We start from the raw sequence: 16,527 nt of genomic DNA, 5'->3' as shown, positions 1-16,527 counted from the left end.
GCCGGCGCGGGTAAAACGACCTCCGCGGGCGACCGACCAGAGATCAGGCCGATCAAGGGCTTATCCGCCGCCTGCAATGCGCCGTCCCAAGGCCGCAGCCGGTTCCTTGCAGGATGACACCGCCGGGCCCCTCACCTGCCGCCCCTTTAGCGCTTCTCAAGGTCAGCCGGCCTGGTCGATCGTCGAAATGCCCGGCAACGGCACAACGAACTTTCCGCCCTCGGCGAAATAGCCGGCATGCTTGGCCCGGATCGGGTCCACGTAGCGCCAGGCAAAGACGACGACGAACGCTGGCTTGCGCTCGTAAAGGGCGGCGGGCGGCAGAATCGGGATGTCGTACCCCGGGCCGGCCATCACGTTCCCCTTCTTGGGGTCGTCGTCCACCAGGAAGTCGATCTTGTTCTCCAGGCCGAACTGCGGCAGCAGGGTCGTGGTACCGACCGAGACGCCGTAGCCGGCCACGAGCTGGCCGCGCGCATGGGCGGCATCGGCCATCGCGACCAGCTCGTCGCGGATGGCGGCGATCCTCTTCGCATAGGGCACATAGTAGGCTGGCCGGTCGACGCCGAGCCGGTCTTCCTCGGCGATGAAGCGCGCGACTTCCGCGGACGACTTCTTCGCGCCGCCGGCACGCTGCACCGTCACCCGGATCGAGCCGCCCTTGGTCTCGATGTGCTGGACGTCGATCACTTCCATGCCGAGTCGCGCGAAGAAGCGCGTCAGCGGCTTGATGTTAAAATACGACAGATGCTCGTGGTAGACGGTGTCGAGAAGGTTCTTCTCGGTGACGTCGACGCCATACTGCGTTTCGAAAACGAACAGCCCGTCCGGCGCAAGCACGTCGCGAACTCCGATCACCAGCGGGTCGAGATTGTCGACATTGGCGATCATGTTGTTGGCGATCACGACACCGGCCGCGCCGTGGCTTTGCAGGATGCGGCGACCGATGGCATCGGTGAAGAAATCGCCGATGGTCTCGATCCCCGCTTCCGTCGCACGCCGTGCGATGTCGACGGCGGGATCGACGCCCAGCACCCGCATGCCGCGCTCCCTAAAGAAACCGAGCAGCGATCCGTCGTTGCTGCCGAGCTCGACGACCAGCGAGCCAGGCGCGATGGCGAACCTGCTGACGACGTCGTTGGCATAGCCTGCAAAGTGCTCCCGCAAGCCAAGCGAGAGCGAGGTGGTATAAACGTAATTTCGGTACTGGATCTCCGGATTGCCGACGTGGAGAATCTGCAGATGGCCACAGTCCGCGCACAGGTGCAGCGCCATCGGCACCGCGGCCCGAAAGACCGGATCGTCGACGCGTGCATCCGGCACCTGGAAGTTCGGCGTGCCAATGGGCATGCCGGCCATCGGGACGACAAGCTCTTGCTTGTCCGAATGACAGAGGCGGCAGGTATGACGGACGTAGAACAGGTTTTTCATCGTAGGACCGTAAGACGGAGACATGCGAACAGGTGAGGCAATCTCACCCTGTGGTGATCAGATCGACGGCACCGCCTCAGGACGCCGGATATTCCGCGCGACCGATGATGAGGTCGATCGCGGCCATCATCCAGAACTGATGCGTGGTCTCGACGATGTTGTAACTGCGGCTGTCGACGTAATAATTGACGTCGCCGAGATTGCGCAGCGGATTCTCCGCGTTCATGCCCGACAGCGTGATCACATCGAGCTTCATCGCCCGCGCCTGCGCGACCGCATTGAGAATGTTCTTCGAGCGTCCCGACGAGCTGATCGCGACGAGGCAGTCGCCGGCGCGGGCGCTCAGCCTCACGGCATGCGCGAGCCAGTCCTCGAAACCGTAATCATTGGCAAGGCACGACATCATGCTGGCATCGCTGAAGCAGAGTGCGGGCACCGATGCGTTCTTCGCCAGATCGATTGCGAGATGGGAAGCGATGCCGGCCGAGCCGCCATTGCCGATGAAGATGACGCGGCCGCCCTGCTCGCGCGCGCGCAACCAGGCCGTGCGGGTGACGGAAATCCTGGCGAAAACCCCGTCGTCAATTGCCGTCGCGCGATGGAGGCGCCCTACGTAGTCGTCAAGGAAAGCCTTGTGATCGGGATCGACGGACTCGGCAGGCATGGGCTCGCGGCTCGACGGCGACATGACGCCCTGATACCGGCTATCACCAGCGATTGCAAAGCTATATTACCATCGAAGTCGACCAACAGCCGATTCGGTTTCCACCTTCACTCAACATTGGCGGGCCTATTTCGCTGGGCATTCGCATCACGGATGTTCCTATGAAATGCATCGTTACCGGTGGCGCGGGCTTCATCGGCAGTCACCTCGTCGACCGCCTCCTCGACGACGGCCATGAGGTCGTCGCGCTCGACAATTTCGTGATCGGACGCCCCGAAAATCTGTCCTCGCGCGTCGATTCTGATCGACTGAAGATCGTGCGGGCCGACGTCACCGAACTCGAATCGATCAAGCCGCATTTCGACGGTATCGACTGGGTGTTTCATCTCGCCGCGCTGGCCGACATCGTCCCCTCGATCGAGTCCCCGATCCCGTATCACCGCGCCAATGTCGACGGCACGGTGAACGTTCTCGAGGCTGCACGGCAGGCCGGCGTCAGCCGCTTCGTTTATGCCGCGTCGTCCTCCTGCTACGGAATTCCCGACGTCTATCCGACGCCGGAAAGCGCCGAGATCCGGCCGATGTATCCCTATGCCCTCACCAAGAATCTCGGCGAGCAGTGCGTCATGCACTGGTGCCAGGTCTACAAGCTGCCCGCGGTCGCGCTGCGCCTGTTCAACGTGTACGGGCCGCGCCATCGCACCACGGGCACCTACGGCGCCGTGTTCGGCGTGTTCATGGCGCAGAAGCTCGCCGGCAAGCCCTTCACGGTGGTCGGCGACGGCGAGCAGACCCGCGACTTCACCTTCGTCAGTGACGTCGCCGATGCTTTCGTGACCGCCGCGCGCTCCGAGGTCACGAACGAAAGTTTCAACGTCGGCTCCGACAACACCTACAGTGTCAACCGGCTGGTCGAGCTTCTCCGCGGCGACAAGGTCCACATTCCCAAGCGTCCCGGCGAGCCCGATTGCACCTATGCCGACATCACCAAGATCAAGCAGATCCTGAAATGGGCGCCGAAGGTAAAATTTGAGGACGGGGTCGCGACGATGCTGAAGTCGATGGATCAGTATAAGGACGCCCCCCTGTGGACGGTGGACAAGATCGCGGACGCCACGAAGGACTGGTTCAAATATCTGGGAGACAACAACGACTAGGCGTCCGGCGCGCCGCAGAAGGCAAGCCAGTGAACAGGTTCGCCAGGTATCGTTACCGCGAATCGTTCAATCCCGGGCCGCCCGGCTGGCGCTTTAGGTTATTCACATGGGCTATATTCCGACCGACAATCCCGCGTTGAACGACCAACTGGCGGAGCACGAAAAGATCAAGACAATCGAGGAACTGGGCGAGATCGCGCGCTCCGCGCAAGCGCGGGGCCGGAAGGTTGCACTCTGCCACGGCGTCTTCGACCTCGTGCATCTCGGCCATATCAGACACATCCAGGCGGCGCGCAACGAGGGCGACGTCGTCATGGTCACGATCACCGCCGACCGTTACGTCAACAAGGGACCCGGTCGGCCGATCTTCCCCGAAAACATGCGGGCCGAGATGCTGGCCTCGCTCGCGACCGTCGATTGGGTCGGCATCAATCACACCTCCAGCGCCGAGCCGATCCTGGACACGGTGCGGCCGGACATCTATGTGAAGGGGTCCGACTATGAAAACCCCGAAGACGACGTAACCGGCAAGATCCGGACCGAGCGCGACGCCGTCGAGCGTCACGGCGGGCGCATCGTGTTCACGCGCGACGTGACATTCAGCTCCTCGTCGCTGGTGAACCGGTATTTCGACATCTACGATCCTCCCCTCCGCGACTACCTGCAAAAGGTCCGTGAAGGCGGCGGCGCCGATCGCCTGCTGAAGCTGATCGACAAGGTGCAGGACATGCACGTCGTGCTGGTCGGCGACACCATCATCGACGAATACCAGTACGTCACGGCGCTCGGAAAGGCCTCGAAGGAAAACATCGTCGCCACGCTGTTCAAGAACGGCGAGCAATTTGCCGGCGGCGTCATTGCCGCGGCGAATCATGTCGCGAGCTTCTGCAGGTCAGTGGAGGTCGTCACGACGCTGGGTGGCAACGACTACCCTGAGGAGTTCATTCGGGCGCATGTCCGCCCGAACGTCACGTTGACGCCAATCCGCCTTCAGGGCCGTCCGACGACCCGCAAATCGCGGTACGTCGAGCTGGGATATCTGCACAAGCTGTTCGAAGTCTACACCATGGACGACACGCCGCTCGACGAGGCCGATCGGAAGGAGATCGACCGCATCACGACGGAGCGCGTGCGTGGCGCGGACGTAGTGATCGCCACGGATTTCGGTCACGGCATGATCGCGTCGAGCACGATCGACACCCTGATCGCCAACTCCAAGTTCCTGGCAGTTAATGCCCAGAGCAACAGCGGCAATCACGGCTACAACCTGATCACGAGATATCCGCGGGCCGACTACATCTGCATCGACGCGCCGGAGGCGCGTCTGGCTGCAAGCGACAAGTTCAGCGACATCGCGTCCGTGATCGAGACCGGCCTGCACGGCAAGATCGACTGCGACAACATGATCATCACGCACGGCTCCTTCGGCTGTTACCCCTTCTCGTCGAAAACCGGCGTCGCGCGCGTCCCCGCCTTCACCAAGACCGTCGTTGACACCGTCGGCGCGGGCGACGCCTTCCTGACGATCACCGCGCCGCTGGTCGCCGCCGGCGGCAATATCGAGGACGTCGCCTTCATCGGCAATGCAGCCGGCGCGATCAAGGTCGGAATCGTCGGCCACCGCAGTTCGGTCGAGAAGGTGCCGCTGGTCAAGTTCGTCACCGCGTTGTTGAAGTAGCGCGACGCCAGATACTGGAGAACGACAGTGATTGGTCGAAAATGGAATGTGATGGTCACCGGGGGGGCAGGCTATGTGGGTAGCGTGCTGGTTCCCCAGTTGCTCGCTGCGGGCCACAAGGTCACCGTGCTCGACCTGTTCATGTATGGCGAGGACGTGTTCGATGCTGTCCGCAACAACCCCAATTTGCGCCTGATCAAGGGTGACATCCGTGACGAAGCCGCGATCAACGAGGCCCTGCGCGGCAACAACGCCGTGATCCACCTCGCCTGCATCTCCAACGACCCGTCGTTCGAGCTGGACCCGGGGCTCGGCAAGTCCATCAACTACGACTGCTTCCGGCCGATGGTGCGCGCCGCCAAGAAGGCGGGCATCAAGCGCTTCATCTATGCCTCATCCTCCAGCGTCTACGGCATCAAGGACGAAGCCGAGGTGACCGAGGACCTGTCCTGCGAGCCGCTCACGGACTACTCGAAATTCAAGGCGATGTGCGAGACCGACCTTGCCGACGAAGCCGCGTCCGGATTCGTCGCCTGCACGGTTCGCCCCGCCACCGTCTGCGGCTACGCACCTCGGCAGCGGCTCGACGTCGTCGTCAACATCCTGACCAATCTCGCGGTCAACAACGGCCGCATCCGTGTGTTCGGCGGAACGCAGCGCCGGCCCAATTTGCACATCGACGACATGTCAGCGGCCTATCTGTTCCTGCTCCAGCAGGATGACGCAAAGATCGACGGCAAGACCTACAATATCGGCTACGAGAACCACTCGCTGATGAAGATCGCCGATATCGTCAAGTCGGTGGTAGGCAGCAATGTCGACGTCGTCGTCGAGCCGACCGACGATCTCCGCTCCTACCACGTCTCCTCGGAGAAGATCCGGCGCGAGCTCGGCTTTGCGCCGTCCCACACGATCGAGCAGGCCGTGTCCGGCCTCGTTGACGCTTTCAAGGCCGGCCACCTGCCGAACTCGCTCGACGATCCCCGGTACTTCAACATCAAGATGATGCAGAACATCAGCCTGAAGTGAGCGGCGTGCGGATCGGCATCGATTTCGACAACACGATCATCTGCTACGATAAGGTCTTTGCCGCCGTCGCACGTCAGCGTGGGCTGGTGCCGGAAGGGTGGGAGGGGCTGAAGACCGACCTACGGGATCATCTCCGGTCCCGCGCGGGCGGCGAACTCGCCTGGCAAGGACTGCAAGGCTTCGTCTACGGCAAGGGAATTGGCGGCGCCGAAATCTATCCGGGCGTGCGGGAATTCCTGGCGGCGTGCAAGCGGGCCGGCTCGAAGGTCTGCATCGTCAGCCACAAGACCCGATTCGGTCATCAGGACCCCGACCGCACCGACCTGCGCGACGCGGCGCGCGGCTGGCTGTGGGGAGCCAGCCTGATCGACGCTGCGGATGCGGCGCTGACCACCGGCGACGTCTATTTCGAGAACACACTGGCCGCCAAGGTCGAGAGGCTCGAGAGCCTGAAGCTCGACGTTTTCATCGACGATCTCGTCGACGTCTTCGAGCAACCGCATTTTCCGAAGGCCACGCGATCGATCCTGTTCACGCGGTCGCAGCCTCCCCACCCCGAACACTGCAAGCCGATAGCGACATGGGCCGATATCCGCCGCGAGGTGTTTGCAGCATGAGCGAGACCGACATCACCGCGCCGGATGCGATGGCGATCGGCAGCCGCCTGGCCGGTGCGCGTGTCGCGTTCGCCCAGCCGGCACGGTCCGGCGGCAACAACAGGGTGTTTCGGCTGGAGATGGCGGAGGGACCGCCCCTCGCCCTCAAGCATTATCCGTCCGACGGACGCGATCGCCTGGGACAGGAATATGATGCGCTCTCGTTCCTGGCGCGTCATGGCATCATGTCGACACCGCAGCCGGTCGCGAAGGACGCAGATGCGTTCTGCGCGCTGTACCAATGGTTCGACGGCGAGGCCGCGGTGCTGCGCCCCCGAAGCGACGATGCCGATCAGCTCGCCGATTTTCTCATCGGGCTGCAGAAGCTGCGCGACGCCGAAGGCGCGCAGACTTTGCGGAACGCCTCCGCCAGCATCTTTTCGCCGGAAGCGGCCATCGCCCAGTACGAGCAGCGCCTGGACGCATTGAGGCGAGCTTCGGAAGATCATCCCGACCTGCGGGCGTTCCTCGAAGGCAGCCTGGTTCCCAGCACCGACGTCGCGATTCGGCAGCTCCGCCGGCGCTACGCGGAACTCGGTCGGGATCCCGCAGCGGACCTTGCGCCCACCCATCGCGCGCTGAGTCCGTCCGATTTCGGACTGCACAACGCTCTGCGCGCAGAAGACGGGCGCTTGCGATTCATCGACTTCGAATATTTTGGCTGGGACGATCCGGTGAAACTCGTGTCCGACGCCGCCATTCACCCCGGCAGCAACCTGCCGGAAGCGGGCGCGAATCGCTTGATCGAACGGCTGTCGCGCGCCTTCGAGGCGAGCGATGACGCGTTTGCGATCCGACGGGACGTACTGCATCCTGTGTTCAAGGGAATCTGGTGCCTGATTGTCCTGAACGCCTATTTGCCGGACAGCCGCTCCCGGCGCGCAATGGCTGCGCAAGGTAGCGATGTTAGGATCCGCCTCGCCGGTCAGTTCGACAAAGCCCGCCGGCTTCACCAGACGATTCGCCCCACCCATTTACCCGAGTGACCCAGATCTCACCCCACGCTGAAGCCGCCCTCACCTGCACGCTGGATGAGCGCAGCCTCTATCTGCGCCGCCTGGTGCTCGGTTCTGTCCGCTCCGCGGGACGCGGACATGTCGGTCCGGCGTTGTCGCTGATCGAGATGGTCCGCGTACTCTATGACGACGTGCTGCGGATCGATCCGAACAACCCGCGCGATCCGGCCCGCGACCGCGCGATCCTCAGCAAGGGACACGGGTGTCTGGCACTCTATGCGCTGTTGGCCGATCGCGGATTCTTTCCGCTGTCGGAGTTGGACGGTTTCTGCGGCCCCGACAGCATTTTGGGCGGACATCCCGAATACGGAATGGTACCGGGGGTCGAGGCCTCGACCGGCGCGCTCGGACACGGCCTGTCGATCGGTGTCGGCCTGGCGCTCGCCGCCCGCATGCGCGAGCGGACCTACCGCACCTTCGTCCTTCTTGGCGACGGCGAGATCAACGAGGGATCGGTGTGGGAAGCTGCCATGGGCGCGGCCAAGCACGGGCTCGACAATCTTGTCGCGCTGATCGACTACAACAAGTTGCAGAGCTACGGGCCCACCGATTACGTCCTGCCGCTGGAACCGCTCGCGGACAAATGGCGCAGCTTCGGCTTTGCCGTGCAGGAGCTCAACGGTCACGACGTCGGCGCCCTGCGCACCGTCCTGAAGCAGGTCCCGGCCGTTCCGGGAAAACCGACCGCGATCATTTGCCATACCGTCAAGGGCAAGGGTCTGCCGGCCGCGGAATCCAACGCCGATTGGCATCATAAGAACAAGCTCACCGACGGCGAGCTCGACGCCATCCGCGTCGCCGTTGGGGATTTTTGATCGGCTCCTCATGCGCAACACCGCGATGAACATGATCCACAAGCTCGCCGCGCGCGATGAGCGTGTGCTCTACATCGGCTCCGATCCCGGCGCAGGTACCTTGCGCGCGATGAGCAAGGAGTTTCCCAAGCGCCACCTGATCGAAGGCATTTCGGAAGCGCACATCATCGGCATGTCGGCCGGTCTCGCGATGGAAGGCTTCGTGCCCTACGTCAACACTATCGCGACATTCCTCACCCGCCGCTGCTACGAGCAGGTCGCCGTCGATCTCTGCCTGCACAATCTGCCGGTGCGGCTGATCGCCAATGGCGGCGGGCTGGTTTACGCGCCGCTCGGCCCCACTCACCAAGCGATCGAGGACATCGCCATCATGCGGGCGCTGCCGAACATGACGGTGGTCTGCCCGTGCGACGCCGATGAGGCGGCGCGCATGATTGAACAGACGCTGGACTGGAAGGGACCGATCTACATCCGGCTCGGCAAAGGTGGCGACGCAATCGTCTCGAAGCCCGAGCACGGCTTTGAGATCGGCAAGGCCATCCTGATGCGCCCGCCCGGCGACGTCGTCATGGTCACGACAGGCATCATGCTCCAGCGCGCACTCGCTGCGGCCGACCTGCTGGCAGCACAAGGCATTCGCGCCGGCATCCTGCACATGCACACGGTCAAGCCGCTCGACACCGAGGCGCTGCTGCAAGCGATCCGGGGCACCAGGCTGGTAGCGACGCTGGAGGAGCACGTGCCCTCGGGCGGCCTCGGCAGCGCGGTCGCGGAGGCGCTGATCGACAAGCTCGGCTCTGGCCTGCCCGCGATGCTGCGGTTGTCGCTGCCGGACCGGTTCATGCACAATTACGGATCGCAGGACTCGCTGCTGAAGAAGCACGGACTTTCCGCCGACGCCATTGCGACCTCGATCGCGCGCGCGCTCCCCGCCTCGCACACCTCCTCTCCTCAACTACATTCCACCTGACGGGCCCCATGCACGACGTTCGATATTCCTATCTGCTCGAGCAATTCTCCGACCCGGCACCGATCCTGGCCGAGATCGGCCGACTGGTGGCGACGGGTGACTTCACCCTGGGGAAACCGGTCGCGGAATTCGAACGGCGCTTTGCCGAGCTAATCGGCGTGCGTCACGCCATCGGCGTCGGATCGGGCACCGACGCGCTCAAGCTGCCGCTCAAGGCGCTCGGCGTCGGCCATGGCGACGAGGTCATCACGGCCGCGAACACCTTCATCGCCACCGTCGGCGCCATCGCCGAGACCGGCGCGACGCCGGTGCTGGTCGACTGCGACGACTCCTTCTGCATGAACGTCGACTACGTCGAAGCCGCGATCACGGAGATGACCAAGGCGATCATGCCGGTTCAGTTGACGGGGGAGGTCACCGACATGGGCAAGCTGATGGCGATCGCACAGCGTCGCAACATTCCCGTGGTCGAGGATTCCTGCCAGGGCATCCTGTCGGAGTTCGCGGGAAAACGGTCCGGCACCCACGGTATCGCAGCCGGCTTCTCCCTGCATCCGCTCAAGAACCTCAACGTCTGGGGCGATGCCGGCGTCGTCGTCACCAACGACGAGGGGATGAACGAGCGGCTTCGCCTGATCCGCAACCACGGCATGAAGAATCGCGACGAGATCGCGATCCTCGGCTGCAATTCGCGGCTCGATTCCCTCCAGGCAGTCGTCGGCAACTGGCTGATCGGCCAGACCAGCGAGATCACGCGCCGTCGGATCGAGAACGCGGCCTATTACGATTCGGGCCTTGCCGGCCTGCCCGGCCTGCGCATTCCGCCGCGCCGGCCCAACGTGAAGCACGTCTACCATCTCTACATGGTGTTCGCCGAGCGCCGCGACGAGCTCTACAAACATTGCCTGGACAATGGCATCGAAGCGAAGATCCACTATCCCATCCCGCTGTATCAGCAGGAAGGCCTCAAACACCTCGGCTACGCGCCGGGCACCTTCCCGGTCACCGACCGCCATGCCCGGGAAGTCATCAGCTTCCCCGTCGACCAGCATCTGACACGGGCGCAGCAGGACCGCGTCATCGAGATCGTTCGGACGTTCTGCCATGGACGCTGACACCGGCCGCCGGCGCATCGGTTACGTCAATCTTCCCGCACAATTCGAGGAAGAGCGCGTTGAGATCATGCAGGCGGTCGAGGGCGTGTTCCGGCGCGGCGATTTCATCGGCGGCGCGGCCGTTGCGAAGCTCGAAGAGGAGCTCGCCACCTGTCTCCGCTCGCCGCATGTGGTGACGCTGAATTCCGGCACCGATGCGCTGATCCTCTCCTTGAGGGCACTCAACATCGGTCCTGGGGACGAGGTGATCACCCCGCCGAATTCGTTCGTGGCATCGACTGCCGCTATCATCGCCGTCGGCGCCAGGCCCGTGTTTGCGGACGTGCTGCCGGACCAGAATATCGATCCCGCTGCAGTCGAGGCCGCCGTCACCTCGCGGACCAGGGCGATCATGCCGGTGCACCTGACCGGGCGCATGGCCGACATGAACCCGCTGATGGCAATCGCGGCCAAGCACGCTCTCGCCGTGATCGAGGACAGCGCGCAGGCCGTCGGCTCGACCTATGACGGGCGGATGAGCGGAACCATCGGAACGTTCGGCTGCTTCTCCGCCCACCCGCTGAAGAACCTCAATGCCGCGGGCGATGCCGGCTTCGTCGTCACCGCCGACGCCGAACTTGCCGCGAAAATTCGCCGCCTGCGCAATCACGGTCTGATCAATCGCAGTGACGTTCAGGAATGGGGCATCGTGTCACGCCTCGACACGGTCCAAGCCGAGGTGCTTCGCATTCGCTTGCGTCACCTGCCCTCTGTCATCGAACGCCGGCGCCGCAACGCCGCGCAATACCGCGCCGAGCTTGCCGCCCTTCCCCTGTTCATCCCGGTTTGCCGCAACATCGAGTTCAACACCTTCCACACCTTCGTCGTGCAGACGGACCGTCGCGACGACTTCCAGAAACATCTTGCCGACAAGGGCATCGAGACCGCAATCCACTATCCCGTACCGATCCACCTCCAGGAGGCGGCGGCGCATCTGGGTTACGGTCGCGGCGCCTTCCCGGTGACCGAGCAGCAGGCGGATCAGATCCTCACGCTTCCCATCAACCAATTCCTCTCGGCCTCGGATATCAGCTATGTTTGCGCGACGGCCCGGGAGTATTTTGCATGACGGACACCGCGTTCCTCGAGGCCGATGAGCAGGCGCTGGCGCAACGCTTCATCGACGACGGCTTCGTCACCACGCCGGCCGACGATCGCGCCGGGCTCGACCGGATCCAGCGGCGCGCCGCCGAGCTCGCGGCGGATTATCTGAAGCTGCCACACGGCAACGCCCCCTACGCGATGCTCGACACCATCCACACGCGGGTGAGCGTAGATGATCTCAATGGCCTGCGGTTGCACGTCTTCAACGGCCTCAACGCCGAGCCCTGGTTCCGGCCGACCTATTTCCGTCTGGCGCGCTCGACGATCGAGACCATCGTCGGCAACGAGCTCTGCATGCAGCGCCGCGTCAATCTCAGCATCCAGCTGCCCGGAGACGATTCGTCGCTCCTCGCCACCCATTCCGACGTCTGGTCGGGCGACTCGCCGTTCGAGGTCGTGGTGTGGGTACCGCTGGTCGACGTCCACCGCACCAAATCGATGTATCTGCTGCCGCCATCCCTGAACGGCGTCATGCAGGACCGGATGGCCAGCCTACGCAGCGCCGAGGAACTCTACCAGACCATCAAGCCGCACGCGACGTTCATCGAGATTCCCTACGGTCACGTGATGCTGTTCAACCAGACCCTGATGCACGGCAATCGCGTCAACCAGGAAGCCGGCTCGCGTTGGAGCATGAATTGCCGCTTCAAGAGCATCATGTCGCCCTACGCGGACAAACGATTCGGCGAATTCTTTGAACCGATCCTGCTGCGTCCGGCGACACGCGTCGGCATGCAATACAAGCTGCCGGGAGGCTTCCATGGCTGAGCGAGCCGGCCATCGCGGCTATATCGGCGCCCGGCCGCTGAACGGCAGCCGTACCCCGCAGCACGTCCAGAACATCGTGATCCGCGACTACGCGCGGCGGAAGAATTTGCATTATCTGCTCAGCGCCGCCGAGCACACCATGCCCGGCAGCTACATGGTGCTTGAGGACATCCTGGACGAGCTGCCGCGATTGCGCGGCCTGATTCTCTACAGCATCTTCATGCTGCCGCCCGACGAGGCACGGCGGCGGGAGATCTACGACCGCGTGCTGAGCGAGGGCTGCGATCTGCACGCGGCCGTCGAGGAGATCACGCTGTGCTCGCGCGACAACATCCAGGCTGTCGAGGACATCCTGCTCGTCAATAAATTCGCGACCATCCTGTGACGATGCCGCGGACCGGTTGAGGACAATGACCGAGATCAATCTGCTCCAGCCGATGCACGCATCGACCAAGCGGAACTACGTTCAGCGGGTCGTCGAGCACGATAAGGCGGAATCCGCCACCATCGCGCGGCAATGGGGACACGACTACTGGGACGGCGACCGCCGCTATGGCTATGGCGGCTACCGCTATGACGGACGGTGGCGCCCGCTCGCCCAGACCCTGATCGACCGCTATGGCATCAAGCCCGGAATGAGCGTGCTCGATGTCGGCTGCGGCAAGGGCTATTTGCTCTACGAATTCACCCAGCTGGTCCCCGGCCTCACCATCGCCGGCATCGACATCTCCGACTATGGCATCGCCAACGCCAAGGAAGAGGTGCGACCGCAATTGAAGGTCGGCAGCGCCGTCGAGCTCCCCTACCCCGACCACAGCTTCGATCTCGTGGTGTCGCTCGGCGTGCTCCACAATCTTCCGCTCGAGGACGTCTTCCGAGCAGTGTCGGAGATCGAGCGCGTGGGGCGCGGCGCCTCGAAATATCTGATGGTGGAATCGTTCCGCGACGAGCGCGAGAAGGCGAACCTGCTCTACTGGCAGCTCACCTGCCTGAGTTTCCATGGTCCGGAGACGTGGGCCTGGATCTACGACAAATGCGGCTACCGGGGCGACCATGGGTTCATCTTCTTCGAATGAAGCAACGGGCCTGCGCCGGCCGGCCTCGCTGCGAGCGCAAAATCCCGAAGTGTACTATTCGGACGACGCCATCGTCACGGCGAACGACGCCACGATCGCGGAGCTGAAGCGCATCGCCGCGGGCAATCCGCGTCTGCGCAGCCGGCTATGCACGCATCCTGATCCCTCGTCCGGCCTGCACGAGATGCTGATCGTGCATCATCGCGAGTCCTATGTGCGGCCTCACAAGCACTTTGGCAAACCTGAATCGTTTCACCTGATCGAGGGCACTGCGGAGGTCGTGATCTTCGAGGATGACGGCCGCATTCGCGACGTGCTCGAGATGGCGCCGTACGGCCGGGGCGCGCTCTGCTACTACCGGATGCCCGAGCAGGTGTTTCACTCGATCCTGATCACCTCGGAGTGGCTGGTGTTTCACGAAACCACCGCCGGTCCGTTCGATCCCTCCCGCACGGCATTTCCCGACTGGGCGCCGGATGGCGGCGATGCCGCGGAAGTGCAGGACTATGTGACTAGGACCGGTGCGCTCGCCGCGAAGCATCTAGCCCATCGCTATACTTCACGAGCCATTCCAGCAGAGATTCCTACCGATGACTGATCATTGCCGCCTCTGCCATTCGACCAATTTGCGCCCGGTGATCGACCTCGGACAGATGCCGATTGCGCATCGGCTTCGACACAGCCGGACTGAGCAGGAGGAACGGTATCCGTTCGAGGTGTTCGCCTGCGGCGATTGCGGCCTGCCCCAGATCGTCAAGCCGATCGATCCCGACATTCTGTACCGGCAGTTCAACTACAATTTCAGCAGCTGGAAGCCGGAGCCGCACCAGATCGACGAACTCGATACCATCGCCAAATTCTCGCCCCATCAATCCGTGTTCGAGATCGGATGCAACGACGGCCTGTTCATGGACAGGCTTCGCGAACGCGGTGCGAAAGTTTTGGTGGGCGTCGAGCCCAACCCGGTGTCAGGCAAGATCGCCCGCGAGCGCGGCATCAAGGTCTATGCCGACATGATCAGCCCGGCGCTGTGTCACGACGCGGTCGCAGAGGCCGGCAAGTTCGACCTCGTCGTCTCGCGCCAGGTGCTGGAGCACATCGTCGATTTCGAGAACTTTTTCGACTGCGTGAAAATCGCGCTGCGCGACGACGGGCTTCTCTTCATCGATGTGCCTGATTTCGCGCCCGGCTCGGCGGTCGGCGACCTCTCCGTCCTCTGGGAGGAGCACGTCAGCTATTTCACCGAGCCAACGCTGCTCGCGCTGCTGGCGCGCCACGGCTTCGAAGCAGTCTCGGTGAAGAAATACAATTTCAGCGGCGGCAGCCTCGCGATCGCAGCGCGACGCGCCGCCCGCGACGTGACGGCCCCGCCCGCGCCGTCCGGCGTCGGCGAGAAATTCGGTCGGCGCGCCAGGGAGTACGGCGCGCGTCTTCGCCCGATCCTCGCCCAGGCCCGCGCCAACGGCGCCGAGATCGCCATCTACGGCGCCGGCTGCCGCGCCTGCACCTTCACCAATGCCCATGAACTTGCGGATCTCGTCGACCTCTCGGTCGACGACCAGAAGGAGCGACAGGGCTTGTTCCTGCCCGGCACCGGCATTCCGATCCGCCCGCCGGAGGACCTCGCCGGCAAGTCGGGTCCGCTCGTCTGTCTTCTGGCCGTGAACCAGGAGAACGAAGACAAGGTCGGCAGCCGGCTGCGCGAAAACGTGGAGCGTCCGCTCCACGTCGTTTCGATCTTCGCGCCCTCGGACATCTGGAGCGAGCTCGATCGCCTAGAGGCCGCCGCAGGGTCGCGGCATGGCTGAGGACAAGCTCTTCAACTATTACGAACGTCAGGACGTCCTGCCGACGTTCGGGAATTTCAAATCCGCCGCCGAACTCGACGCCTATGCCGGCCTGCGGCGCGAGTTGTTTTCGGACAAGCTGGTGCTGCCGCCGCGGTTGTTCCGCGACGCCGACGTGCTCGAATTCGGCCCCGATTCCGGCGAGAACGCGCTGGTGTTTGCGGGCTGGGGCGCGAACATGACGCTCGCCGAGCCGAACCGGCATGCGCACGCGAAAATCCAGGCATACTTCGCACATTTCAACAAGGCTCAACGTCTCCGCGAACTCGTGTCGTTCGACGTCGAAGGATTTCGCAGCGATCGTTGTTTCGACATCATCGATGCCGAAGGTTTCATCTACACGGTGCAGCCGAGCGAAATTTGGCTCGGCATCTTTCACCGGCTGCTCAATCCGGACGGGTACGCCGTCGTTTCCTACTACGAGCGCTACGGCGGTTTCTTCGAGCTCGCGCTCAAGGCGATTCATGCAGCCGGCAAGGTGCTGACGGGCCGTCCAGCGCTGGAGACGGCGAAGCTGCTGTTTGAGCCGAAATGGAACAGCATTCCGCATACGCGCAGCTTCGAATCCTGGCTGATGGACGTGCTCGAAAATCCTTTCGTCCGGCACCGCTACTTCCTCGACGCGGGAGCGTTGTGCACGGCGGCGCATGAGCAGGGATTCGACATCCATTCGGGGTGGCCCGTCTATCGCGACAGCCTGGACGTCTACTGGCACAAGAAGGTCCTCTCCGACGACGAGAAGCTGCGGCGCGGGACGCGCCACCTCGCTCGCAGCCGTCTGAGCTTTCTCGGCGGACGGAAGCTCTATCTGGCCGGCCGGACCGAAGCGGTCGACGCGATCTCGGCTTCGATCGAGACACTGGTTCTCGATGTCGATGCGATGATCGACGATCCCTTCGGCGATAGCCTGCCCCGTGTGATCGCGAACCTCGCTTCGCTGCGCGAGACGATACCGGCGACGGACATTCTTGCCGACGATGCGTCCGACATCGGCGCCATCGTGGCGACCCTCGACAGCTTCCATCGTATCTTTGTCGCGATCGGGCGACGGGATGCATCCACAGTCACCGCCCTCACCCAATCCGACCAGGCGTTCATCAACACCTGGGGACAGCCGGCACATTTTCTTGTTATCCGGAAACGCTTCGAGGGATCCTAGGAA

Annotated in this window: 17 protein-coding genes; 15 read left to right on the top strand and 2 right to left on the bottom strand. The window is 63.4% G+C overall.

Features of this window, described 5'->3' with window-relative positions; genetic code table 11:
- Positions 1 to 162 precede the first annotated feature (162 nt).
- Both AC0L3C_RS18095 and AC0L3C_RS18090 read right to left on the bottom strand, forming a co-directional pair.
- Positions 163 to 1,431 (bottom strand): methyltransferase domain-containing protein, encoded by a 1,269-nt coding sequence (locus AC0L3C_RS18095; RefSeq protein ID WP_473408615.1) that lies wholly within the window; start codon positions 1,429 to 1,431, stop codon positions 163 to 165.
- A gap of 76 nt (positions 1,432 to 1,507) precedes the next feature.
- Positions 1,508 to 2,095, bottom strand: coding sequence for an SIS domain-containing protein (locus AC0L3C_RS18090; RefSeq protein ID WP_473263991.1), 588 nt, complete (start codon positions 2,093 to 2,095; stop codon positions 1,508 to 1,510).
- A 161-nt stretch (positions 2,096 to 2,256) separates the two neighbouring features.
- On the opposite strand from AC0L3C_RS18090, the gene AC0L3C_RS18085 reads away from it, so the two are divergent.
- The 15 genes from AC0L3C_RS18085 (at position 2,257) to AC0L3C_RS18015 (ending at position 16,524) form a co-directional block, all read left to right on the top strand.
- Positions 2,257 to 3,252 (top strand): SDR family oxidoreductase, encoded by a 996-nt coding sequence (locus AC0L3C_RS18085; protein WP_473408614.1) that lies wholly within the window; start codon positions 2,257 to 2,259, stop codon positions 3,250 to 3,252.
- A 106-nt stretch (positions 3,253 to 3,358) separates the two neighbouring features.
- Positions 3,359 to 4,930, top strand: a complete 1,572-nt coding sequence (locus AC0L3C_RS18080; protein WP_473408613.1) for a PfkB family carbohydrate kinase — start codon at positions 3,359 to 3,361, stop codon at positions 4,928 to 4,930.
- Between the two features lie 27 nt (positions 4,931 to 4,957).
- Complete coding sequence (locus AC0L3C_RS18075) at positions 4,958 to 5,959, top strand: NAD-dependent epimerase/dehydratase family protein (protein WP_473263994.1); 1,002 nt, start codon at positions 4,958 to 4,960, stop codon at positions 5,957 to 5,959.
- Positions 5,960 to 5,964: 5 nt separating this feature from the next.
- Positions 5,965 to 6,576 (top strand): HAD family hydrolase, encoded by a 612-nt coding sequence (locus tag AC0L3C_RS18070; protein ID WP_473263995.1) that lies wholly within the window; start codon positions 5,965 to 5,967, stop codon positions 6,574 to 6,576.
- The gene (locus AC0L3C_RS18065) at positions 6,573 to 7,601 is read left to right on the top strand and encodes an aminoglycoside phosphotransferase family protein (protein WP_473408612.1); all 1,029 of its coding nucleotides are present in this window, start codon (positions 6,573 to 6,575) and stop codon (positions 7,599 to 7,601) included. Before AC0L3C_RS18070 ends, AC0L3C_RS18065 begins: the two co-directional genes overlap by 4 nt.
- Complete coding sequence (locus AC0L3C_RS18060; protein ID WP_473281191.1) at positions 7,598 to 8,446, top strand: transketolase; 849 nt, start codon at positions 7,598 to 7,600, stop codon at positions 8,444 to 8,446. The genes AC0L3C_RS18065 and AC0L3C_RS18060 overlap by 4 nt, the downstream gene beginning before the upstream one ends.
- Positions 8,447 to 8,456: 10 nt before the next feature.
- Complete coding sequence (locus AC0L3C_RS18055) at positions 8,457 to 9,416, top strand: transketolase family protein (protein WP_473263998.1); 960 nt, start codon at positions 8,457 to 8,459, stop codon at positions 9,414 to 9,416.
- 8 nt (positions 9,417 to 9,424) lie between these two features.
- Positions 9,425 to 10,531: a DegT/DnrJ/EryC1/StrS family aminotransferase gene (locus tag AC0L3C_RS18050; protein WP_473281195.1), complete on the top strand. Its 1,107-nt coding sequence runs from the start codon at positions 9,425 to 9,427 to the stop codon at positions 10,529 to 10,531.
- Entirely contained in the window at positions 10,521 to 11,639 is a 1,119-nt protein-coding gene (locus AC0L3C_RS18045; RefSeq protein WP_473408611.1) for a DegT/DnrJ/EryC1/StrS family aminotransferase, read from the top strand. Before AC0L3C_RS18050 ends, AC0L3C_RS18045 begins: the two co-directional genes overlap by 11 nt.
- Positions 11,636 to 12,442 (top strand): sporadic carbohydrate cluster 2OG-Fe(II) oxygenase, encoded by an 807-nt coding sequence (locus tag AC0L3C_RS18040; protein WP_473408610.1) that lies wholly within the window; start codon positions 11,636 to 11,638, stop codon positions 12,440 to 12,442. The genes AC0L3C_RS18045 and AC0L3C_RS18040 overlap by 4 nt, the downstream gene beginning before the upstream one ends.
- A complete protein-coding gene (locus AC0L3C_RS18035; protein WP_473264002.1) occupies positions 12,435 to 12,827 on the top strand; it encodes an LIC12192 family sporadic carbohydrate cluster protein in 393 nt (130 codons plus the stop codon). Before AC0L3C_RS18040 ends, AC0L3C_RS18035 begins: the two co-directional genes overlap by 8 nt.
- A 25-nt stretch (positions 12,828 to 12,852) precedes the next feature.
- Positions 12,853 to 13,518 carry a class I SAM-dependent methyltransferase gene (locus AC0L3C_RS18030; protein WP_473281199.1) on the top strand — a complete coding sequence of 222 codons (666 nt, stop codon included), beginning with the start codon at positions 12,853 to 12,855 and terminating at the stop codon, positions 13,516 to 13,518.
- Positions 13,496 to 14,116 (top strand): WbuC family cupin fold metalloprotein, encoded by a 621-nt coding sequence (locus tag AC0L3C_RS18025; protein ID WP_473408609.1) that lies wholly within the window; start codon positions 13,496 to 13,498, stop codon positions 14,114 to 14,116. Before AC0L3C_RS18030 ends, AC0L3C_RS18025 begins: the two co-directional genes overlap by 23 nt.
- Complete coding sequence (locus AC0L3C_RS18020) at positions 14,109 to 15,326, top strand: class I SAM-dependent methyltransferase (RefSeq protein WP_473408608.1); 1,218 nt, start codon at positions 14,109 to 14,111, stop codon at positions 15,324 to 15,326. The genes AC0L3C_RS18025 and AC0L3C_RS18020 overlap by 8 nt, the downstream gene beginning before the upstream one ends.
- On the top strand, positions 15,319 to 16,524 hold the full coding sequence (locus AC0L3C_RS18015; RefSeq protein ID WP_473408607.1) for a class I SAM-dependent methyltransferase: 1,206 nt from the start codon (positions 15,319 to 15,321) through the stop codon (positions 16,522 to 16,524). The genes AC0L3C_RS18020 and AC0L3C_RS18015 overlap by 8 nt, the downstream gene beginning before the upstream one ends.
- Positions 16,525 to 16,527 lie beyond the last annotated feature (3 nt).

It is taken from the genome of Bradyrhizobium sp. WSM4872, assembly GCF_055811715.1.
Note: the sequence above shows the minus strand (reverse complement) of the source record. Positions and strands in the feature narration are given on the sequence as shown.

What these genes read in the sequence shown, in the direction of transcription:
- AC0L3C_RS18095 (WP_473408615.1), bottom strand. Translation starts at nt 1,431, where the DNA reads ATGAAAAACCTGTTCTACGTCCGTCATACCTGCCGCCTCTGTCATTCG.
- AC0L3C_RS18090 (WP_473263991.1), bottom strand. Translation starts at nt 2,095, where the DNA reads ATGCCTGCCGAGTCCGTCGATCCCGATCACAAGGCTTTCCTTGACGAC.
- AC0L3C_RS18085 (WP_473408614.1), top strand. Translation starts at nt 2,257, where the DNA reads ATGAAATGCATCGTTACCGGTGGCGCGGGCTTCATCGGCAGTCACCTC.
- AC0L3C_RS18080 (WP_473408613.1), top strand. Translation starts at nt 3,359, where the DNA reads ATGGGCTATATTCCGACCGACAATCCCGCGTTGAACGACCAACTGGCG.
- AC0L3C_RS18065 (WP_473408612.1), top strand. Translation starts at nt 6,573, where the DNA reads ATGAGCGAGACCGACATCACCGCGCCGGATGCGATGGCGATCGGCAGC.
- AC0L3C_RS18055 (WP_473263998.1), top strand. Translation starts at nt 8,457, where the DNA reads ATGCGCAACACCGCGATGAACATGATCCACAAGCTCGCCGCGCGCGAT.
- AC0L3C_RS18050 (WP_473281195.1), top strand. Translation starts at nt 9,425, where the DNA reads ATGCACGACGTTCGATATTCCTATCTGCTCGAGCAATTCTCCGACCCG.
- AC0L3C_RS18045 (WP_473408611.1), top strand. Translation starts at nt 10,521, where the DNA reads ATGGACGCTGACACCGGCCGCCGGCGCATCGGTTACGTCAATCTTCCC.
- AC0L3C_RS18040 (WP_473408610.1), top strand. Translation starts at nt 11,636, where the DNA reads ATGACGGACACCGCGTTCCTCGAGGCCGATGAGCAGGCGCTGGCGCAA.
- AC0L3C_RS18035 (WP_473264002.1), top strand. Translation starts at nt 12,435, where the DNA reads ATGGCTGAGCGAGCCGGCCATCGCGGCTATATCGGCGCCCGGCCGCTG.
- AC0L3C_RS18030 (WP_473281199.1), top strand. Translation starts at nt 12,853, where the DNA reads ATGACCGAGATCAATCTGCTCCAGCCGATGCACGCATCGACCAAGCGG.
- AC0L3C_RS18025 (WP_473408609.1), top strand. Translation starts at nt 13,496, where the DNA reads ATGGGTTCATCTTCTTCGAATGAAGCAACGGGCCTGCGCCGGCCGGCC.
- AC0L3C_RS18020 (WP_473408608.1), top strand. Translation starts at nt 14,109, where the DNA reads ATGACTGATCATTGCCGCCTCTGCCATTCGACCAATTTGCGCCCGGTG.
- AC0L3C_RS18015 (WP_473408607.1), top strand. Translation starts at nt 15,319, where the DNA reads ATGGCTGAGGACAAGCTCTTCAACTATTACGAACGTCAGGACGTCCTG.